General features: G+C 62.3%; 19 protein-coding genes. 10 read left to right on the plus strand and 9 right to left on the minus strand.

The genetic code is table 11. The features are described from left to right. The first annotated feature begins 13 nt into the window (after nt 1-13). Complete coding sequence (locus tag AC1DWQ_RS17535; RefSeq protein WP_477670783.1) at nt 14-664, plus strand: FMN-dependent NADH-azoreductase; 651 nt, start codon at nt 14-16, stop codon at nt 662-664. 125 nt (nt 665-789) lie between these two features. Here the strand turns inward: AC1DWQ_RS17535 and AC1DWQ_RS17540 are convergent, their stop codons facing one another. Further along, nucleotides 790-1,146, minus strand: coding sequence for a cyclophilin-like fold protein (locus AC1DWQ_RS17540; RefSeq protein WP_457278535.1), 357 nt, complete (start codon nt 1,144-1,146; stop codon nt 790-792). A gap of 206 nt (nt 1,147-1,352) precedes the next feature. Beyond that, entirely contained in the window at nt 1,353-2,498 is a 1,146-nt protein-coding gene (locus AC1DWQ_RS17545; protein ID WP_477670784.1) for an alpha/beta hydrolase, read from the minus strand. A gap of 186 nt (nt 2,499-2,684) precedes the next feature. On the opposite strand from AC1DWQ_RS17545, the gene AC1DWQ_RS17550 reads away from it, so the two are divergent. Both AC1DWQ_RS17550 and AC1DWQ_RS17555 read left to right on the plus strand, forming a co-directional pair. Then, complete coding sequence (locus AC1DWQ_RS17550) at nt 2,685-3,587, plus strand: LysR family transcriptional regulator (protein WP_477670785.1); 903 nt, start codon at nt 2,685-2,687, stop codon at nt 3,585-3,587. Nucleotides 3,588-3,729: 142 nt separating this feature from the next. Next, nucleotides 3,730-4,641 carry a TauD/TfdA dioxygenase family protein gene (locus AC1DWQ_RS17555; protein ID WP_477670786.1) on the plus strand — a complete coding sequence of 304 codons (912 nt, stop codon included), beginning with the start codon at nt 3,730-3,732 and terminating at the stop codon, nt 4,639-4,641. Between the two features lie 50 nt (nt 4,642-4,691). Here AC1DWQ_RS17555 and AC1DWQ_RS17560 read toward each other — a convergent pair whose 3' ends face one another. Beyond that, nucleotides 4,692-5,342, minus strand: a complete 651-nt coding sequence (locus tag AC1DWQ_RS17560) for a hypothetical protein (RefSeq protein ID WP_477670787.1) — start codon at nt 5,340-5,342, stop codon at nt 4,692-4,694. Between the two features lie 966 nt (nt 5,343-6,308). Next, on the minus strand, nt 6,309-6,857 hold the full coding sequence (locus AC1DWQ_RS17565; RefSeq protein WP_477670788.1) for an NADPH-dependent FMN reductase: 549 nt from the start codon (nt 6,855-6,857) through the stop codon (nt 6,309-6,311). Between the two features lie 332 nt (nt 6,858-7,189). On the opposite strand from AC1DWQ_RS17565, the gene AC1DWQ_RS17570 reads away from it, so the two are divergent. Genes AC1DWQ_RS17570 through AC1DWQ_RS17595 form a run of 6 tightly spaced genes read left to right on the plus strand, consistent with a single transcriptional unit; the run spans nt 7,190 to nt 13,196 of the window. Next, complete coding sequence (locus tag AC1DWQ_RS17570) at nt 7,190-8,209, plus strand: ABC transporter substrate-binding protein (protein WP_477670789.1); 1,020 nt, start codon at nt 7,190-7,192, stop codon at nt 8,207-8,209. Continuing rightward, complete coding sequence (locus tag AC1DWQ_RS17575; RefSeq protein WP_477670790.1) at nt 8,206-9,060, plus strand: ABC transporter ATP-binding protein; 855 nt, start codon at nt 8,206-8,208, stop codon at nt 9,058-9,060. Before AC1DWQ_RS17570 ends, AC1DWQ_RS17575 begins: the two co-directional genes overlap by 4 nt. Continuing rightward, on the plus strand, nt 9,053-9,892 hold the full coding sequence (locus AC1DWQ_RS17580) for an ABC transporter permease (RefSeq protein ID WP_477670791.1): 840 nt from the start codon (nt 9,053-9,055) through the stop codon (nt 9,890-9,892). Before AC1DWQ_RS17575 ends, AC1DWQ_RS17580 begins: the two co-directional genes overlap by 8 nt. 27 nt (nt 9,893-9,919) lie before the next feature. Next, complete coding sequence (locus AC1DWQ_RS17585) at nt 9,920-11,272, plus strand: LLM class flavin-dependent oxidoreductase (protein ID WP_477670792.1); 1,353 nt, start codon at nt 9,920-9,922, stop codon at nt 11,270-11,272. Continuing rightward, a complete protein-coding gene (locus AC1DWQ_RS17590) occupies nt 11,272-12,873 on the plus strand; it encodes an FAD-binding protein (protein WP_477670793.1) in 1,602 nt (533 codons plus the stop codon). Before AC1DWQ_RS17585 ends, AC1DWQ_RS17590 begins: the two co-directional genes overlap by 1 nt. After that, a complete protein-coding gene (locus AC1DWQ_RS17595) occupies nt 12,870-13,196 on the plus strand; it encodes a 4Fe-4S binding protein (protein WP_477670794.1) in 327 nt (108 codons plus the stop codon). The genes AC1DWQ_RS17590 and AC1DWQ_RS17595 overlap by 4 nt, the downstream gene beginning before the upstream one ends. A gap of 201 nt (nt 13,197-13,397) precedes the next feature. Here AC1DWQ_RS17595 and AC1DWQ_RS17600 read toward each other — a convergent pair whose 3' ends face one another. From AC1DWQ_RS17600 to AC1DWQ_RS17620, 5 genes are all read right to left on the minus strand, one after another. Continuing rightward, a complete protein-coding gene (locus AC1DWQ_RS17600) occupies nt 13,398-14,336 on the minus strand; it encodes a TauD/TfdA dioxygenase family protein (protein WP_477670795.1) in 939 nt (312 codons plus the stop codon). Nucleotides 14,337-14,531: 195 nt separating this feature from the next. Continuing rightward, nucleotides 14,532-15,668: a sigma-54 interaction domain-containing protein gene (locus AC1DWQ_RS17605; RefSeq protein ID WP_477670796.1), complete on the minus strand. Its 1,137-nt coding sequence runs from the start codon at nt 15,666-15,668 to the stop codon at nt 14,532-14,534. A 25-nt stretch (nt 15,669-15,693) separates the two neighbouring features. Then, nucleotides 15,694-16,488, minus strand: coding sequence for a MetQ/NlpA family ABC transporter substrate-binding protein (locus AC1DWQ_RS17610; protein ID WP_477670797.1), 795 nt, complete (start codon nt 16,486-16,488; stop codon nt 15,694-15,696). A gap of 202 nt (nt 16,489-16,690) precedes the next feature. Further along, nucleotides 16,691-17,356, minus strand: coding sequence for a methionine ABC transporter permease (locus AC1DWQ_RS17615; protein WP_457278549.1), 666 nt, complete (start codon nt 17,354-17,356; stop codon nt 16,691-16,693). Nucleotides 17,357-17,359: 3 nt separating this feature from the next. Beyond that, nucleotides 17,360-18,421, minus strand: a complete 1,062-nt coding sequence (locus AC1DWQ_RS17620) for a methionine ABC transporter ATP-binding protein (RefSeq protein WP_477670798.1) — start codon at nt 18,419-18,421, stop codon at nt 17,360-17,362. A gap of 253 nt (nt 18,422-18,674) precedes the next feature. Between AC1DWQ_RS17620 and AC1DWQ_RS17625 the strand changes: the two genes are divergently transcribed. Then, nucleotides 18,675-19,274: a DUF2239 family protein gene (locus AC1DWQ_RS17625; RefSeq protein WP_477670799.1), complete on the plus strand. Its 600-nt coding sequence runs from the start codon at nt 18,675-18,677 to the stop codon at nt 19,272-19,274. Nucleotides 19,275-19,377 lie beyond the last annotated feature (103 nt).

Genomic DNA, 19,377 nt, shown 5'->3' on the forward strand with positions numbered 1-19,377 from the left:
CAAGGAATTCACCATGACCAAACTTCTTCACATCGACTCCAGCATCCTTGGCGGCAACTCGGTTTCCCGCCAGCTCACGGCCCAGATCGTGGCCTCATGGCGCACCGCCAACCCCGCCACCGAAGTCAGCTACCTCGACCTGGCCGCCGACACACCTTCCCACCTCTCCGCCGAATCGCTGGGTTTCCGCATGCCTGCCGGCACGGCCCTGAGCGACGTGCAAAAGCGCGAAAACGCCGTGTCTGAAGCGCTGGTGTCGCAATTCCTGGCCGCTGACGTGATCGTTGTGGGTGCACCGCTCTACAACTTCGCGATTCCCACCCAGCTCAAGGCCTGGATCGACCGCGTTGCGCAAGTCGGCCGCACCTTCAAGTACACCGACAAAGGCCCTGTGGGCCTGGCCGGCGGCAAGACGGTGATCGTGGCGTCCGCCCGCGGCGGTGTGTATTCAACCAGCGACGCGATGACAGCCCTGGAACACCAGGAGAGCTACCTGAAAGTGGTGTTCGGCTTCTTCGGCATCACCGACGTGCGTTTTGTGCGCGCCGAAGGCCTGGCCATGGGCGAAGCCGCCAAGGCCGCAGCACTGGAAGCCGCGCAGATTGAAATCGTGACCCACACGCAAAAGCCAGCCAACCAGGAAAAAGCCGCACTGGCTGCCTGAGCCACAGGCGTCCGGCACCCATGCCGGAACGCCGTACGGAAAAAAGCCCGCAACTGCGGGCTTTTTCGTTTTCGCCAACATCATCGGCCTGATGCACACGGCCCGACACGTTGCGCCGTGCAGCGTCATGGAGGAGCGTGTTCAACCCTCACCGCCACGGGGCCGGGGCGCCGCATGGCGTCCAGCCCTGAATCAAGCCGCCCGAGCCGAACCAAGCCGTCTGAAAAAGCGAAGTCCTTGTGATAAATCGCCAGATTGCCCCACGGAGCGTAATAACCGATATCGCCGGTGGAGGGCTTGTGCCCCACCGGCGCACCCTTCGTTGACAGCGCACGCGGCAAATCAGCGACTTTTTCCGTGGCCGCGTAGTCTTTCAACACAAGGTTCAGCGGAAGCAGTGCCGCAAAATCTCTGGCGCTGTCATTGCTGTCAAGTGTTGCCGTCGCAATGACGATGCCATCCACGCTCATCTGAATTTTCATCACGGGTGCCTTCCTGCGGGGTGTCGGGTCAGATGGTTGTTGGGAAACTGCCCGAGTGTCGCCGCCCGCAGCAGCGAGACTACTCGCGCAAAGCAGTGGAAGCATCAGCGAGGCGCAAAACCTCCGTCTGCGCGTGGCGAAGTGAAAGGCGGTCTCGCGTTCGACGCAGACGCCGCTCACCACATTGATGATCGCCCGAACCGCCATCAGGCGCCGGTCTGCACCAGGTGCTTGCCGAAGAACGCAGTCAGCTTGCCCCACGGAATCATCGTCACCCGGTCATACAGATCCACGTGGCCGGCGCCCGGAACAATAAACAACTCCTTCGGTTCAGCGGCCCGCTTGTAGGCGTCTTCGCTGAATTCTTTCGAGTGCGCCTGGTCGCCCGTGATGAACAACATGGGGCGAGGCGAGATCGTCTCGATGTCATTGAACGGGTAAAAGTTCATGAACTTGACGTTGCTGGCCAGGGTCGGGTGCGTGGTGGTTCGCGGCGATCCGCCCGTGGGCGTGTATTCGCCTCGCGGTGTGCGGTAGAAGTCGTAAAACTCGCGCTGGATGGGGTGCGTGTCCGCCGTCAGTTGATGCACGGTGCCACTGGTGTACTGGATCGCACCGCCTTTGAATTCCACATCGCGCTGCTCGGCGGCGGCGGCAATGATCTGCTTGCGCTGCTCGAGCGTCTGCGAATGATTGAGGGCGTCGCGGTTGGCCGCGCCCATGTCGTACATGCTCACTGTGGCGATGGCTTTCATGCGCGGGTCAATCTTCGCCGCACTGATGACAAAACTGCCACTGCCGCAAATCCCGATGGCGCCGATCTGCTGCCTGTCGACAAACGCCTGGCTACCGAGGTAATCCACTGCAGCGCTGAAGTTCTCGGCGTACAGGTCCGGCGCAACGGCATTGCGCGGCTGGCCGTCGCTGCCGCCCCAGAAAGCGAGATCCAGGGACATGGCCACAAAGCCCTGCTCCGCCATCTTGGTGGCGTACAGGTTCGCGCTTTGCTCCTTCACCGCACCCATGGGGTGGCCCACAACGATGGCCGGGTTGCGTTTTTTCCGGTCAAGCGTTTTGGGAATGAAAAGATTCGCCGCGACGTTCATCCGGTACTGATTCCTGAAAGTCACCTTCTGCACGGTCACCTTGTCGCTCTTGTAAAAGTTATCGGCACCACCGGGCCTGCCTGGTATGGCCGGCGTATCCGCCGCAAAGGCAGCTCCTCCAACGGTCGAAAGCATGCCGGCCGCAGCCACGCCTGTTCCAGTCATTCTCAAAAACTCACGGCGGCCGGAGGCGTCGCTGGACAGTTCGACCGCTGCGCGGCCGTCGTTCTCTGATGGTGTTTTCATGGTCGATGTTCCTCTTTGGTTGGGTCAGAAGGCACTACGCGTGACGGTTGCCCTTGTTCGACGTGGTCCGTGTTCCGTTCGCAGTTCCTGAAGTTTGCCAAGTACCTTTAACATTGACTAGGTAATGAATCCTTAATGAATTTGTTAGCATGGCTAATCAGTAGCCTGCAAAACGGAGACCTGCAAATGCCTCGACGCAATCTCAACGACCTTCTGGCCTTCGTCACCGTGGCGCGCCAGGGCAGCTTCACCCGGGCCGCCGCCACGCTGGGTGTGACCCCGTCAGCGCTGAGCCAGGCCATCCGGGGGCTGGAAGAAGGCTTGAAGATCCGGCTGCTCACACGCACGACACGCAGCGTCGCCACAACGTCCGCGGGTGAGCGGCTGATGAAGGCGATCGGCCACCGCTTTGACGAAATTGAGTCTGAACTCGACGCATTGACCGACCTGCGCGACAAACCTGCAGGCACCGTGCGCATCACGTGTGGCGACCACGTGCTGCAAAGCACCCTGCTGCCCAAGCTCTCACCGCTGCTGCGCGAGTACCCGGACATCAAGCTGGAGTTCGACGTGAACTATGGTTTTCGCGACATCGTGGCCGACCGTTTTGATGCCGGCGTACGCTTGGGAAACACGATCGACAAAGACATGATCGCCTTGCCCATCGGCCCGCCGCTGCGTATGGCAGTAGCGGCTTCACCCGGTTATTTTGCGGTCCATTCCATCCCCAAAACACCGCACGACCTCACCGCACATCACTGCATCAACCAGCGCATGCCTACTTCCGGCGGGTTGTACGTCTGGGACTTTGAGCGCCGCGGCCGCCAGGTCAATGTCCGTGTGGATGGCCCGCTGATCTTTAACACGACAACGCCGCAGGTCGACGCGGCACTGGCGGGGTTGGGCATCGCATTGCTGCCGGAAGACGAACTGACGGCGCACATTGAAGCCGGGCGGCTGGTGCGCGTTCTGCAGGACTGGTGCCCAAAATTTTCCGGCTACCACCTGTACTATCCCAGCAGACGCCAGCCTTCACCGGCCTTCTCGCTGGTGGTGAAAGCGTTGCGAGTGAGTGGATCCGATAGATAAGATGGTTGGCGCCCTCGTGTGGCGAAGCCGAACAGACTTAAAAGTAATTAACAAACGACGAATAGGTAGTTCGCTTTGCACGGCGGCACTCCTACATTTATAGGCTGACCGGCGCCCCAGGACGCAGATGAGAAAGATGAAGATGACAGCGACTTTGACTCCGAACGACCGTGCCGATGCATCGGCAGCAACGCATACCCAATCCTCCATCGAGATCCGGCCTTTTGACGCCCCGCTGGGCGCCGAGGTGCTGGGCATGGATTTGTCCACACCGCTCACCACAGCTGACTTCAGCCGCATCCACCGCGCACACCTGGACCACCACGTGCTGGTCTTTCGCGACCAGCGCATCACGCCGCAGCAACATGTTGATTTCAGCCGCCGCTTTGGGCCGCTGCAAATTCATGTGTTGAAAAACTTCCAGTTGCAAAACCACCCTGAAATCCTGATCGTCTCCAACATCAAGGAAAACGGCGAACCCATCGGCCTGGGCGACGCCGGCCATTTCTGGCACTCTGACCTGTCATACAAAGACAAGCCCAGCCTGGGCTCATTGCTGCATGCCCGGGAGCTGCCCTCCGAAGGCGGCGACACCCTCTTCGCCAACCAGCACACCGCCTGGGACACCCTGCCCGACGCGCTGAAGACAGCTGTGCAGGGCCTGCGCGCCGAACACACCTACCTCGCCAAATACGAAGAGCTGCGCAGCCGCAACCCGTGGCGACCCAAGCTCACACAAGAGCAGGTGGAAGAGGTCAAGCCGGTGGTCCACCCGGTGGTACGCACCCACCCTGAAAACGGCCGCAAGGCGCTTTTTGTCAGCGAGCATTTCACCACCCGCATCCTGGGCATACCAGAGGACGAAAGCAAAGCGCTGCTCAGCGAACTGTTCGAACACACCTCACGCCCCGAACTCATCTACCGCCACCAATGGCAGCCGCACGACATGGTGTTCTGGGACAACCGCTCAGTCACCCACCTGGCAGCAGGCACCCCCGACCACCTGCGCCGCAAGCTCTACCGCACCACCATCGAAGGCGACGCCCCGTTTTAAGCGGAGGCCTGCGTCCGGTATTCGGGTTTGGGTATTCTGTGATGTTCGGCTCAGCTAGTGAAAAAGTGGTCCGGTTCGCCCAGCCAACGTAATTTTGCATGTTCCACATCGACGCGGCGATGGCCAAACAGTCGGCGACCAAAGCTCTCAACCGTCAGAGTAACGCGTACATCGATCTCGTCACCCCAGTAGACGCGCTCTTCGTCTTGGTCGACCGTGACAAGGCCGTCGAAGTCCAAGGTCAAGGTGTCGCCATCATGCTCGTCAAGCGTGTCCCACCAAGGTAAATCGATGTCAATGCGCGGAAAGGTGCCATTGGTCATTGCCACTTCGGAGCTAACCGATTCTTCGTTCACGATGGCCAGCTCAAAATGGCCCTGCACATCCATCAACCAGGCTTCGTGGTTATCGTAGATGTCGGCATCTGGAAAGCTGGACTGCAGGGCTGTAGTGAGCGCCCGTGCAAACACCCGAGGGTCGTGTCCCAGTTCAGTCGCTCGCTGTTGCAAACGGTGTGAATCCAAGACGATATCGACCGCTTTCGATAGCCCGATATCATCACTGGATGCTTGGTATGACGCGAGATTATTGTGACCGAGCGCTGCAGCGACAAGCTGCTGAGCGTGACCAGTCGAGAGAGAGATGCCTTGAGCTGAAATCGTGTTACGAACAGCGAAAGCAACGGCGGATAGCTGTGCCATGACGTGTACTCCGAATAATGCGCGGGGTCACAAGCGTTTCCGACCCTGCGCGTGCGAAGCTGCACGATTGGCCACAGGTTATTGCAATGCGAACTGTGCCTTTTTTGAGCCGCTTGAAACTCCGGCGGGCGCCTTAATTTCAGTTTAGCAGGATGGCGGGAAAAGTAAAAACCGCGACCTAAAAAGGGGGCTTTAAACGCCTTCGAACGTTCGAGTTACTGTTCGACTTTTGCTTAAAACGACAGCAAAATTCGCCCGAGTTTAAAAATTTAGCCGTCGCGTCCGTATCGTTGTGAGGCCATATAAATCATGCACTTAGGCAACTCGGACGTTGAACTCGAACGCCAATGTCCGACTTCAATGCATGCCGGCCGGCGGCAGATGGTAGGTGGAGGAGCCCAATTTCCCTGTGGCGGCGCGCCATACGGGTATTCCGAGGCCATTCGGTGCAGGTGCCTGCCCAGATAGCAAGAAAGCCCGTATGGCCCGGTTTTACCGCGTCCGCAGGCTCTACAGTCCGAGTTGCCCAAATTGTCCCGAGAGGCCCGATTTCGTTGGGCTCGTCCCACTTCATCCCGCCAAGTCATGGCTCTTCCCGGATGTTCAGGCTCATGGGTTCGGTCACATACTCCTTGACCCCACCCCTTCTGTATGCGCCGAGGAGCGCAGGGCCAGACGGATCAGGGCAAAAACTTGTTTGAGCCGAAGGCGAGTTGTTTTTGACCCCGGCTGGACCGAGCACCGCAGGCTGCCCGTAGCGAAGCGAAGGGACGCAGACAGCAGGGTCGCCTTTTGGTATTCGCGTAACTTCGCTTCGCGAAGTGAGCGAATCCCCACTACGTGACCTTTGCTTACTTTCTTTTGGCGAAGCAAAAGAAAGTGAGTTGCATGCCGGGCAACCCCCGGCCAACCACTCTCAGCAAAAAGCGTAGCCGCCGAACAAGAGCAGCAACGGGAAACGCAAGCTCAGGCGTGCTTCTTAACCCACCCCACATAAGCATCCACCCACCCCTGCAAAAACTTGCGGCTGCCTTCACTGATGCTGCCATCAGCGTCGTACAAACCGTCCTTGTTGTGGACAAAAGCCTCAGGCTGCCCCAGCGTAGGCACATTCAGGTAAGCCAGGGTATTGCGCAGATGCTGCTGGGCAAGCGCAGTACCAATCGCACCAACCGATGCCCCGATCACCCCGGCAGGCTTGCCATCCCAGGCGCTCTGGCCATAAGGGCGTGAGGCATGGTCAATGGCATTTTTCAGCACACCTGGAATCGAGCGGTTGTATTCAGGCGTGACAAACAGCAGGCCCTGCGCCGCCTTGATCTCGCCCTTGAGCCGCTTCACCTCTGCGGACGGATTCCCGTCATCGTCCTGGTTGTAAGGCGGCAGGTCGTCAATGCGCACATGGGTAAAGCTGAAGTCTGCGGGAAACAGCTTTTCAAGCGCGCCGGCGAGTTTTTTGTTGAACGAATCCTTGCGGATGCTGCCGACGATGACAGCGATGTTGTATTGAGCCATGGGGTTCTCCAGAAAGGTGGGAATGAAAGGGTTTGATCAGCGAATGCGCGAATGCGCAAAAGGCATTCCCGGTTTTAAATCAATTCACCGCCGCGCGCTGTAGGACTTCAGGACAGAAATACCCCAAGGTTCCGCAGCGCTGCCCGCTTCCCGTCAACACGCCAGGCCGCTTCTGCGCAAAACCAGACAGCACCTCAACAGCCGACTGCCCGGGATGCAGCAACAAAGCCACCCGGACGCCCTGAAAACCCCGAAATCACCCCTGAATCAGTCCGAAATCACTGGCATGGATGCTGCGATGTTGAGCCCGTCAACCACTCACTCCTCACGCCATGAATATCACTCGCTTCCTCGGTCTCACAGCTTTGTCGTTTGGCCTCCTGTCCACTCAAGGCCATGCCGCTCCCCCGCTTGAAAAGTCCGAAATCCGCTACCAGGGCTGGGCCGGCCAGGTCACCTGGATCGAGCTGGCCGAAGACCTGGGTTACCTTGCGCCGCTCAAGGCCAAATGGGTGGGCAACACCATCAGCGGCCCGCAAGACATCCAGAGCGTGGTCACTGGCGATGTCGACCTGGGTGGCGCCTTCAACGGCGCAGTCGTGAAGTTGCTGGCCAAGAAAGCGCCTATCAAGGCGGTGCTGGGCTACTACGGTGTGGATGAAAACACCTGGACCGGCTACTACGTCAAGGAAGACAGCCCGATCAAATCCGCACGCGACCTGATCGGCAAAAAAGTCGCGGTGAACACGCTGGGCGCACACCACGAGTTCATGGTCCGCGAATACCTGGAACGCGCCAGGCTCAGCGAAGCGGAAGCCAAACAGGTGACGCTGGTCGTAACGCCGCCGGTCACCGGTGAACAGGTACTGCGCCAGGGCCAGGTCGAAGTCACCACCCTAGGCGGTGTGCTGCGCGACAAGGCGCGGGAGCGCGGCGGCATACGCCCGCTGTTCACAGACCGCGACCTGTATGGCAACTTCACGGCGGGCTCGATCGTTCTGCACAACAAGTTCATCGAACAGAACCCCAACACCAGCCGCCATTTGGTGTCGGCGCTGGCGCGTTCCATCGAATGGGCGCGCAACACACCGCCAGCCGAGGTGCGGGCGCGCTTCGTCAAGATCATTGACGGCCGCAAGCGCGCCGAAAGCACAGACACCATCCAGTACTGGAAAAGTACCGGCGTGGCGGGAACCGGAGGCGTGATCAAGGACAAGGAGCTGCAGATCTGGATCGACTGGCTGGTCAAGGATGGTTTGCTCAAGCCCGGCCAGGTCAAGCCCACTGACCTGTACACCAACGCTTTCAACCCCTACGCCAACAGCGGCGAAAAACTGGCGGCCGCCAAATGAGCGCCGCAAAAATCCGCTTTGAAAACGTCAGCAAGGAGTTCACCGTTCGCGCGGACGACGGCGGCGCCGCCAAACGATTTGTTGCCGTGCATGACGTGACGCTTGACGTGCGCCCCGGCGAGTTCCTGGTGCTGGTCGGGCCCAGCGGCTGCGGCAAGTCCACCCTGCTCGACCTGCTGGCCGGCCTGGCACTGCCCACCAGCGGCCGCGTGCTGATTGACGGCCAGCCCGTGACCGGCCCGGCGCGCGACCGCGGTGTGGTGTTCCAGCAGTACGCCCTCTTCCCCTGGCTCAGCGCGCTGGACAACGTGGCCTTTGGCCTGGAGGTGGCAGGCGAGGGCAAACGCGCCCGGCGCGAGAAGGCCGCGCACTACCTGGAGCTGGTGGGCCTGACCGATTTTTCCAACCGCTTTCCGCATGAACTCTCCGGCGGCATGAAACAGCGTGTGGCCATTGCGCGCAGCCTGGCCTACGAGCCGCAAGTGCTGCTGATGGACGAGCCCTTTGCCGCGCTCGATGCGCAGACACGCGAAACGCTGCAGGAAGAGCTGGTCGAAATCTGGCAACGCACCGGCAAGACGATTGTGTTCATCACGCACGGCATCGACGAAGCCGTGGTGCTGGGCCAGCGCGTGGCCATCATGACGACCCGGCCGGGCCGCATCAAGCAGATAGTGGACATCCCCGAATCCTTGCGCAGCGGCACCGACGACGTGCGCTCGCTGCCGCTGTTCGGCGAGCTGCGCCACGAGATCTGGTCGCAGCTGCATGACGAGGTGGCATCTGCCCGCCGCGAACGCCGCGCCCGTATTTCCTCACAACCCATCCTCAAGGAAATTGCCCATGTCTGACATTGCCCTGAACGCGGGCGCCGCACCCCTGGCCCTTCACACGCCGCCGCTCTGGAAGCGCCTGCAGGCGCAAGTTGCCAATGCCACCTGGCGCTCCGGCCTGATCGTGGCGCTGGCCCTGCTGTGGGAACTGGCGCCGCGCCTGGGCCTCACCGACCCGACCTTCCTGCCGCCGCTCAGCGAGGTGCTTGCCGCCGGCTGGGCATTGGCACTGAACGGCCAGCTGTGGGAACACACCTCCATCAGCCTGGCCCGTTCGCTTGGCGGCTTGCTGCTGGCCATCGTGTTCGCCATTCCGCTGGGGCTGGCCATCGGCTGGTACCGGCGCCTGGGCAACACACTCAACCCGCTGATTGAGCTGCTGCGCAACACGGCACCGCTGGCATTGCTGCCGGTGTTCCTGCTGCTGCTGGGCATTGGCGAGGTGTCCAAGGTTTCCATCGTGGTGTATTCGTGCGCCTGGCCCCTGTTGCTCAACACCATCTCGGCCGTGCGGCAGGTGGATCCACTGCTCGTGAAGTCGGCCCGCACCATGGGCGTGACACCGCGCCAGTTGTTCCTGAAAGTCATCCTGCCGGCTTCCGTGCCGACCATCTTTGTGGGCATACGCCTGGCTGCGGCCTCCGCCATGCTGGTGCTGATTGCCGCCGAGATGGTGGGTGCCAAGGCCGGGCTGGGCTACCTGATCATTTACGCCCAGTTCAGCTTTTTGATCGCCGACATGTACTTCGGGATCATCGCCATCACTGCCATCGGGGTCACGCTCAACTTCGCACTGCAGGCGCTGGAGCGCCACTTCACAGCGTGGAAACCGGTTTCCTCGCACAGCTGACCCCATTACCAAAGAAAGAAATCCCTCATGACTCAACGCAAACTTCGCCTGGGCGCATTCATCATGGCCACAGGCCACCATATCGCGGCCTGGCGGCATCCTGGTTCCCAGGTTGATTCAGGCGTCAACATCGACCACTACATCGAGGTCGCCAAAACCGCCGAGCGCGGCCTGTTCGACCAGGTGTTTGTGGCCGACAGCCCGGGCGTCGCATTCCACGGCACCGACGAAGCCTTCAGCCGGCAGGGCCGCATGTCCTATTTCGAACCGGTCACTTTGTGGGCGGCCCTGTCGGCCGTGACGAAACACATCGGCTTTGTGGCAACAGCTTCCACCACTTACGAAGACCCCTTCCTGCTGGCACGCAAGTTCGCCTCGCTGGACCACATCAGCAAAGGTCGCGCGGCCTGGAATGTCGTGACCACCGGCGCCGACAATGTTTATGGCAATTTCGGGCTCGACAAGCACCCCGACCCCGAGGTGCGCTATGAGCAGGCCCATGAGTTCATCGACGTGGTGAAGGGCCTGTGGGACAGCTTCGAAGACGACGCCTTCATCCGCAACCCCGAAACAGGCCGCTACTTTGACCCGGCCAAGCTGCACGAGATCAACCACAGCGGCAAATACTTCAAGGTGCAGGGCCCACTCAACCTGGAGCGGCCGCCGCAAGGCTACCCGGTCATTGTGCAGGCCGGCTCGTCCGAGCCCGGGCGCGAACTGGCGGCGGCCACCGCCGAAGCGATCTTCACCGCCTGGACCAGCCTGGCCGAAGCGCAGGCCTTCTACCGCGACGTGAAAGGCCGCCTGGCCAAATACGGCCGCCGGCCTGAACAGCTGCTGATCCTGCCTGGCATCTCGCCCGTGATCGGCCGCACGCAGGCCGAAGCTGAAGCCAAGTGGGCCGAGCTGCAAAAGCTCATTCACCCTTCAGTGGGGTTGAACACCATTGCTCAATTCTGGCCCGGCGAAGACCTCACGAAGTGGGACCTGGACGCCCCGCCGCCCTACATTCCCGAACCGCCCAAGGGCCAGAACAGCCGCGCTCACGTGGTGCTGGAGCTGGCGCGGCGCGACAAGCTCACCGTGCGCCAGCTGTATGAATACCTGGCGGGTGCACGCGGCCACTGGGTGGTAGTGGGCACACCAGAGACCATCGCGGACAAGATCCAGGAGTGGTTTGAAAACGGCGCCGCCGACGGCTTCAACGTGATGCCGCCGGTGCTGCCCGAGTCGCTCAACGATTTTGTGGACCTGGTGATCCCAGAGCTGCAGCGCCGCGGTATTTTCCGCACCGAATACGAAGGCAGCACGCTGCGCGAAAACCTCGGCCTGGACCGGCCCGTCAACCAGTTCGCCGTCAAGGCCCAAAAGGTGGCGTGATGGGAAGCCGCGACCTCAACTTCACCGCCCTCGCGAACGCGGCCGGCGCCCGGCAGCACGATGCCGACGTGCTGGTCATAGGCGGCGGCCCCGCCGGAACCTGGGCCGCCATCAGCGCCGCAGCACAGGGCGCCAAGGTGGTGCTGGCCGACAAGGGCTACTGCGGCACCTCGGGCGCCACGGCGCCTTCGGGCACAGGCGTCTGGTACGTGGAGCCGCAAGGCACGCAGCGCGAAGACGCCAAAGCCAGCCGTTACGACAAAGGCGGGCAACTGGCCGAACACGCGTGGATGGACCGCGTGCTTGAGCAGACCTACGCCAACATGCAGCAGCTGGCCGAATGGGGCTACCCTTTCCCGATCGGCGAAGACGGCGAGCAGCGCCGCACCTCGCTGCAAGGCCCCGAGTACATGCGCCTGATGCGCAAGCGCGCCAAGGAGGCAGGCGTGCGCATCCTCGACCACAGCCCGGCACTGGAGCTGCTGGTAGACGAGGAAGGCACGGTCTGCGGCGCCACCGGCCAGCAGCGCCAGACGCTGGAGCCCTGGGTGGTGCGCGCTGGTGCTGTCGTGATCGCCACCGGCGGCTGCGCTTTCTTAAGCCGCGCGCTGGGCTGCAACGTGCTGACCGGCGACGGCCACCTGATGGCCGCCGAGGTGGGTGCCGATTTTTCGGGCATGGAGTTTTCCAACGCCTACGGACTGGGTGCGGCATTTGCCTCGGTCACCAAGTCGCTGTTCTACCAGTGGGCCACCTTCTACTACGAAGACGGCAGCGTGATTGAAGGCGCCGGCTCGGCTTTTGGCCGCAGCCTGATTGCCAAAACATTGCAGACCCAGCGTGTGTTCGGCCGTTTGGATAAAGCCGACGACCAGGTGAAAGCCTGGATGCGCACCGCCCAGCCCAACTTCTTTTTGCCCTTCGACCGCGCAGGCATAGACCCTTTCACCCAGCGCTTTCCCGTGACCTTGCGGCTGGAAGGCACCGTGCGCGGCACCGGCGGCCTGCGCATTACGGGCCGCGACTGCGCAACCTCTGTGCCCGGCCTGTATGCCGCCGGTGATGCTGCCACGCGTGAGCTGATCTGCGGCGCCTTTACCGGCGGCGGCAGCCACAACGCGGCCTGGGCCTTGTCGTCCGGGTTCTGGGCCGGCGCGGGTGCAGCGGGTTTCGCGCGCTCAAACCCGCATAGCGCCGCACGCGCGGTGCTGCGCGCCGGCGGCGTGGGCCTGCAGGGCACGGGCAGCGAACACACCGACAGCGAAGTCCTGATCCGGGCCGTGCAGGCCGAAGTGTTTCCTTATGAGCGCAACTGGTTCCGCAGCGGCGGCGTGCTGGAAGATTCTCTGTCGCGGCTCGACGCGTTGTGGCTGCGCCTGCGCCAGGCCGCACCGGCCGACAGGCAACAGGCGGTTCGCACACGCGAAGCCGCCGCGCTGCTGGCCCATTCGCGCTGGATGTACCGCAGCGCCCTGGCCCGCAACGAAACGCGGGGCATGCACCGGCGCCAGGAGCACGCCGCGCCCGACCCCACGCAACGGCACCGCCTCATCAGCAACGGGCTCGACGAAATCCGGGTCAGCCAGGAAGTGGTCGCATGATCGAGCTCATCAGCGCTTCGCAGTGCACCGGCTGCAACATCTGCGTGACGGCCTGCCCCACCAACGTGTTCGACGCCGTGCCCGGCGGCCCACCGGTCATCGCGCGCCAGGGTGACTGCCAGACCTGTTTCATGTGCGAGCTGTACTGCCCGGAAGACGCGCTGTTTGTCGCTCCCAGCGCCGATGAGTCCGTGCAGGTGAATGAAGAAGCCTTGCGCCACGGCGCCCTGCTCGGCAGCTACCGCAAAGCCGTCGGCTGGGGCGGTGGCCGCAAGTCGACCGCTTCGGACGACCACAGCTACCACCTGCTGCAGAGAGCCTGAGCCTCAACCCATCGCCACCATATGCTATTTATTTGATAGCTGGTGGCGCGCATTTTCATTGGCCTAGCGGCCATTTTTATTGCTCAAAATGCATCAAGACGGCCATTTTTTTGCTCGAAAGCACAAAAAAGCCGGCGCGAAGCCGGCAAAAATGGCCGGCCGCACTGGCAGCACGGCCATGCCACACGAAAGATCAATCCATCAGGCAGCCACGGCCTCGGCAGGCACCACCGGTTGGGTGACCTTCGGTGGCTGCGCCTGGCCACCATGCACGCGTGAGCGGCGGCCGTCCACGCTGATCGGCACGTCGCCGGCCAGCGTGACGCGGCGCACGATGCGCTTCTGGTCGCCGTAGTCGTTGATGGCGTAGTGCTGCGTGGCGCGGTTGTCCCAGATCACCACATCGCCCTGGATCCAGCGCCAGCGCACGGTGTTCTCAAGACGCGTCACATGGCTTTGCAGCACCGACAACAGGTGCTGTGAATCGGTGCTGGAATAACCCACCAGCTTTTTCGCGAAATGGCCGAGCACCAGTGTGCGCTCGCGGGTTTCGGGGTGTACGCGCACCACCGGGTGCTCGGCTTCATGCAATGTGCGGGTGAAAACCTCGCGGTAATGCCGCAGGCCTTCGCTCGACACTTCGTCTTCGCTGCGTGAGGCGGCGTAGTCGTAATCGTTGCCATGAATCACCCAGAGCTTTTCGGCCAGCTCGCGCAGCGCGGGCGGCAGGCCCTGGTAAGCCAGCGCCGTGTTGGCCCACACCGTGTCGCCGCCGGCGGGTGGGATCACCACGCCGCGCAGCACCGATATCTTGGGCGGGGCCACGGCGAAGGTCACGTCGGTGTGCCAGGAGTTGGCACGCCCGCCGTGTTCCGAGTCCAGCTCAAGGATGAAACCCGTGCCCTGGCGCACCGGCACCGTGGGGTGCGGCACCGGCTCGCCCAGGCGTTTGGCAAACGCCTCCTGCGATGCATCGTCCAGATGCTGCTGGCCGCGAAAGAACAGCACCTTGTGCTTGAGCAGCGCCTGGTTCAGCGCAGTGATGGTGGCGCCTGGCAGGTCGGCAGACAGGCGCAGGCCGCGCACCTCGGCGCCAATGCGGCCGGCGACCGGGTGAATATCCACGGGCAATGTTGTCATGAAGAAGCTCCTTGTGTCGTTGATAAAACGGGCGACAGAAATGACGCTGACAAGCTTCTACGCATGACTTGTGCCAGTGAAAACCGGACATTGGAAGGCGTTTTTCCGCCCTCTTGCTGCGATCGAAGCAGCTGGGCAGGACGCGGTGCGGGAAAGTGTTCAACAGCTGCTGTGAATGCAGCATGGCCTTTTCGGCTACAGCGACACGAAGGCGGAATTGCTCTCTTCAGCATCTCCGGCGTGTGCAGACCGTTCGAGCAAGCCATGGCGCTTGAGCAGGGTGCGCAGCACGTTGCGCGAAAGGCCCAGCAGATGCGCTGTCTGCACCTGGTTGCCATGGCAGAACTCGAACGCCGTCTTCACCAGGGTGGCCTCGACGGTGTCAAACAGTTCAGGTTCGGCCTGGTTCATGCGTTGCAGCAGCACCTCGCGCAAACTGTCGGGTGCAGCACCCTGCGTCGCTTCTGTTGAAACCTCTGCTACGGAAGCAGGTGCCGGCAATGCGGCAGGGGCCGCGCGGGACGCCATGCGTGCAGAGCGGTGAATGCCCTGCAGGTCCGCGACATGCAGCGTTGCCGCCGGCGCCACGATGAGCGCGTAGTGGATGACGTTTTCCAGCTCGCGGATATTGCCGGGCCAGTCGTGGGCCAGCAGGGCCTGCTCTGCCTCGGGCGAAAGGCTTGCACCCTTGATGCCCAGGCGCGCGGCGTAGCTCGCCAGGAAATGTCGCGCCAGCGGCAGGATGTCGCCGGGCCGCTCATACAGCGGGCGCAGCTCCAGCGTGGCAACACTCAGGCGGTAGTAAAGGTCGGCGCGAAAGTGGCTGGCGTTCACCGCGTCGCGCAGGTCGACGTTGGTTGCCGCAATCAGGCGCACGTCCAGCGCAATCGGCTTGCGCGAACCGATGCGCACCACCTGGCGCTCTTGCAGCACGCGCAGCAACTTGACTTGCAGGCTCAGCGACAGGTCACCAATTTCGTCAAGGAACAGCGTGCCACCGTCGGCTGCCTCAAACCAGCCGGCGCGGGCGTGCGCAGCGCCGGTGAAAGCGCCGGTTTCATGGCCAAACAGTTCGGCATCGATCAGCGATTCGCTGAAAGCGCCGCAGTTCACCGCCACAAAAGGCCCGCTGCGCCCGCTGCCCTGGTGGATCCGGCGCGCCAGCAATTCCTTGCCGGTACCGGTCTCGCCAATGATCAGGACCGTGGCTTCGGTCGGCGCGACCTGGTCGACGCGCTCCAGCAAGGCCAGCGAGCCGGGGTCTTCGAACACCAGCGCCTTGGCGCGAATCGACAAGGCGCCGGCATTGGGAAGGGTCAGCAACCGGCTCATGCTTCAGGCTCCGTCCGGATTTCGATCAGAACCCGGGAAGCACAGCGCCCTTGAACTCGGCCTGCACGTACTTGCGGATTTCTTCCGAGTGGTAGGCCTTGACCAGCTTGGCCACCCAGGGCTTGTCCTTGTCTTGCTCACGCACGGCGAGCAGATTCACATACGGTGACTTGGCGGCTTCCTGAGCAATCGCGTCCTTGGGGTTCAGCCCGGCGGAGAGCGCGTAGTTGGTGTTGACGGCCGAGGCGTCCAGGTCGTCCAGTGAACGCGGCAGCTGGGCGGCGTCGAGCTCCACAAACTTCAGCTTCTTCGGGTTCTCGATCACGTCGAGCGGCGTGGCCTTCAGGCCTGCTTCGGGCTTGAGCTTGATCAGACCCTTGTCCTGTAGCACCAGCAGCACACGGCCGCCGTTGGTCGGGTCATTGGGAATGCCGAAGCGCGCGCCCTCCTTCAACTCGGCCAGGCTCTTGACCTTCTTGGAATAGAGGCCGATCGGGAAGTTGACGGTGTAGCCGACGTTGACGATCTTGTAGCCGCGGTCCTTGACCTGCTGGTCGAGGAAAGGCTTGTGCTGGTAGCTGTTGCCGTCCAGGTCGCCGGCGGCCAGCGCGGCGTTGGGCTGGATGTAGTCGCTGAACTCGACGATCTGGATCTTCAGGCCGTCTTTTTCGGCGATCTTTTTGACCTGCTCAAAAATCTGCGCGTGCGGGCCGGCGGTGACGCCGATCTTCAGCGGCTTGTCTTGCGCCAGCACGGCGCCGGAGAGGGAGGCGGTCAGCGCGAGTGCGACGGCGGACTGGATGAGGGTGCGTTTGTTCATGGTGTTTCCTTTGGATAAATTGAAAGTTGTTGTGTCGTTTTGTTCCCTCTCCCCCTGGGAGAGGGTTAGGGTGAGGGCCGGCGGCCTCTGCAAGCCGGGCAGCCTTTCGACCGCCGCTGGCCCCCACTCCTGCCCTCCCCCAGTGGGGGAGGGAGGAACTCAGGGAGTCAACATCGCTGTTGATAGGAGGTGAAGGCCTCGCTCATCTGTGGCTCAACCTGCGCACAGCCCAGTCGCCCAGGCTTTGCACCGCCTGCACAAACAGGATGAGCACCAGCACCACGGCCAGCATCACTTCCGGCAAAAAGCGCTGGTAGCCGTAGCGGATGCCCAGGTCCCCCAACCCGCCGCCGCCAATGGCGCCGGCCATGGCCGAGTAACCCGTGAGGCTCACGAAGGTGATGGTCAGGCCCGCGACGATGCCGGGCAGCGCCTCGGGCAGCAGCACCTTGAAGACGATCTGCCGTGTGGTCGCACCCATGGCCAGCGCGGCTTCGATCAGCCCGTGGTCGACTTCGCGCAGCGAGGTTTCCACCAGACGTGCAATGAACGGCGCCGCCGCGATGGTGAGCGGCACCACGGCCGCCGCCGTGCCGATGGACGAGCCGGTGATGAAGCGCGTCAGCGGAATGATGGCCACCAGCAAAATGATGAAAGGCGTGGAACGCACCGCATTGACAAGGCCGCCGACGACGCGGTTCACGCCCGCGTTCTGCAACACGCCGCCCTCGTCTGTCAGCCGCAAAAACACCCCGAGTGGAATGCCGATGAGCGCGCCCACCGCGCCCGAGATGCCCACCATGACGATGGTTTCCCACAGCGAGCTGACAAAGAGCTCGAGCAGGGCTTGTGAAAAGTTGCTGAACACGGCTTAAATCCTCCCGCCCACGGCCAGCTCACCGCCGACCTGGTCTACATGCACGCCTGCGCCGCGCAAATGCGCCACCGCCGCGTTGAGCTGCTCGCGTGCGCCGCGCGCAAACACTGCCAGCGAGCCGAAAGGCTTGCCCTGAATCTCATCCACCTGCCCGTGCACGATGGACAGATCAATGCCGAAACGGCGAATCACGTCTGACAGCAAAGGCCGATCCGACTCATCGCCCGCAAATGCCAGCCGCAAAAGCTGCCCTTCTTCAGGGTGCTCGGCGCTCATCAGGGTGCGTATGCGCGCCAGCACGCTGTCGGGCAAATCCTGCGGCACGATCTCGGCGATCAGGCTGCGTGTGGTGTCGTGCTGGGGCCGGGTAAAAACATCAATCACCGGGCCGCTTTCGACAATGCGGCCGGCGTCAATCACCGCCACGCGGTCGGCCACCTGTTTGATCACCTGCATCTGGTGCGTGATCAGCACGATGGTGAGGCCGAATTCCTTGTTGATCTGGCGCAGCAGGCCGAGGATGGAGCGCGTGGTTTCGGGGTCCAGCGCCGAAGTAGCTTCATCCGACAGCAACACCTTGGGCCGGTTGGCCAGCGCGCGCGCAATGCCCACACGCTGCTTTTGCCCGCCGCTGATCTGCGCCGGGTACCGGTCCGCCAGCGTGCTCAGGCCGACCAGGTCCAGCAGCGGTTCAACTCGCGCCTTGATGTCGGCTGCCGACAAACCCGCAATCTCCAGCGGCAAGGCCACGTTGCCGTACACCGTGCGTGACGACAGCAGATTGAAATGCTGAAAGATGATGCCGATGTCGCGCCGGGCTACACGCAGTGCTTCGCCGTTCAGCGAAGTCAGTTCCCGGCCGCCCACCAAAACCTGGCCGGCCGTCGGCCGGTTCAGCAGGTTGACCACGCGCACCAGCGAGCTTTTGCCCGCACCACTGCGGCCGATGATGCCGTAGACCTCGCCCGGGTTGATGTGAAGGTCGACGCCCCGCAGTGCTTCGACCGGGCCGCTGGGGCCCTTGTAGGTTTGAAAAATACCTTTGAGCTCGATCATGAAAATTCGCTAAACCTTGTCGCCCCTCACGGTTCTTGTGAAAACGTGTGAGGCTCTTTTTTGAACAGGACGCGAATTTAGCCGAGCTTTCCCCAAACTCAAAAGAATATTAAATAGACTAGTTAGATCATTAATTAGCTATAGAACCCGATTTACAGGCATTTACGCATTTTTCAGCCAAAACTTGATCATTTATACCCGGATGATATAAACTCCTCATTTGACCCGGACAAAATTAACCGTAAATGACTTTATGACCTCTACCATGATCGCCACGCCCCGCACCCTGACGGCCTTCGCCGGTTTCCAGCGCATTGCCTCGGGCCCTCGCCGCGAGCTGCTCGCGCAGTTGCGCGCTACGCCCCAGCCGGCCGACATCCTGCTTCGCATATTCAACGATGCCAACGGGGAACGCCTGGACCTTGACCTGCGGCCCGACGCCGTGGATGCGCCCGACGACACGCCGCCCGACCTTCCCGCCGCCGAACCCGAAGCACCCGTGGCGCGTTCTGTCGGGCGCCCCCGTCTGGGGGTGGTTGCACGTGAAGTCACCTTGCTGCCGCGGCACTGGGAATGGCTGAGCCGCCAATCCGGCGGTGCTTCGGTTGCGCTGCGCAAGCTGGTGGAAGAGGCGAGCAAGGCCAACGAGGCACGCGACGCGGTACGGGTCTCCCGCGAAGCCGCTTACCGCTTCATGGCGGAAATCGCGGGCGACCTGCCCGGCTTCGAAGAAGCCACCCGCGCCCTGTTTGCCGGCGACCGACTGCGTTTTGCTACCCTGGTCGAGCCCTGGCCTGAGGACGTGCGAACCTACCTGGCGGCACTGGCCGCAGCCAGTTGGAGCGCCGCATGAAGCCGCCGGATCTTTCCGCCCTTGATCACCGGCTTGAAACCGAAGTGCGTGAGGGCGACGTGCGCACGGCGGGCGAAATCGCGGCGCCACCGATTTCCGTAGC

The organism is Polaromonas sp. P2_G11, assembly GCF_056403595.1.

Excerpts from the sequence above, each read along its gene's own strand:
- AC1DWQ_RS17540 (WP_457278535.1), bottom strand. The coding sequence starts at position 1,146 with ATGAAAATTCAGATGAGCGTGGATGGCATCGTCATTGCGACGGCAACA.
- AC1DWQ_RS17545 (WP_477670784.1), bottom strand. The coding sequence starts at position 2,498 with ATGAAAACACCATCAGAGAACGACGGCCGCGCAGCGGTCGAACTGTCC.
- AC1DWQ_RS17625 (WP_477670799.1), top strand. The coding sequence starts at position 18,675 with ATGACCTCTACCATGATCGCCACGCCCCGCACCCTGACGGCCTTCGCC.
- AC1DWQ_RS17580 (WP_477670791.1), top strand. The coding sequence starts at position 9,053 with ATGTCTGACATTGCCCTGAACGCGGGCGCCGCACCCCTGGCCCTTCAC.
- AC1DWQ_RS17565 (WP_477670788.1), bottom strand. The coding sequence starts at position 6,857 with ATGGCTCAATACAACATCGCTGTCATCGTCGGCAGCATCCGCAAGGAT.
- AC1DWQ_RS17620 (WP_477670798.1), bottom strand. The coding sequence starts at position 18,421 with ATGATCGAGCTCAAAGGTATTTTTCAAACCTACAAGGGCCCCAGCGGC.
- AC1DWQ_RS17600 (WP_477670795.1), bottom strand. The coding sequence starts at position 14,336 with ATGACAACATTGCCCGTGGATATTCACCCGGTCGCCGGCCGCATTGGC.
- AC1DWQ_RS17610 (WP_477670797.1), bottom strand. The coding sequence starts at position 16,488 with ATGAACAAACGCACCCTCATCCAGTCCGCCGTCGCACTCGCGCTGACC.
- AC1DWQ_RS17575 (WP_477670790.1), top strand. The coding sequence starts at position 8,206 with ATGAGCGCCGCAAAAATCCGCTTTGAAAACGTCAGCAAGGAGTTCACC.
- AC1DWQ_RS17570 (WP_477670789.1), top strand. The coding sequence starts at position 7,190 with ATGAATATCACTCGCTTCCTCGGTCTCACAGCTTTGTCGTTTGGCCTC.
- AC1DWQ_RS17605 (WP_477670796.1), bottom strand. The coding sequence starts at position 15,668 with ATGAGCCGGTTGCTGACCCTTCCCAATGCCGGCGCCTTGTCGATTCGC.
- AC1DWQ_RS17585 (WP_477670792.1), top strand. The coding sequence starts at position 9,920 with ATGACTCAACGCAAACTTCGCCTGGGCGCATTCATCATGGCCACAGGC.
- AC1DWQ_RS17550 (WP_477670785.1), top strand. The coding sequence starts at position 2,685 with ATGCCTCGACGCAATCTCAACGACCTTCTGGCCTTCGTCACCGTGGCG.
- AC1DWQ_RS17560 (WP_477670787.1), bottom strand. The coding sequence starts at position 5,342 with ATGGCACAGCTATCCGCCGTTGCTTTCGCTGTTCGTAACACGATTTCA.
- AC1DWQ_RS17590 (WP_477670793.1), top strand. The coding sequence starts at position 11,272 with ATGGGAAGCCGCGACCTCAACTTCACCGCCCTCGCGAACGCGGCCGGC.
- AC1DWQ_RS17535 (WP_477670783.1), top strand. The coding sequence starts at position 14 with ATGACCAAACTTCTTCACATCGACTCCAGCATCCTTGGCGGCAACTCG.
- AC1DWQ_RS17595 (WP_477670794.1), top strand. The coding sequence starts at position 12,870 with ATGATCGAGCTCATCAGCGCTTCGCAGTGCACCGGCTGCAACATCTGC.
- AC1DWQ_RS17555 (WP_477670786.1), top strand. The coding sequence starts at position 3,730 with ATGACAGCGACTTTGACTCCGAACGACCGTGCCGATGCATCGGCAGCA.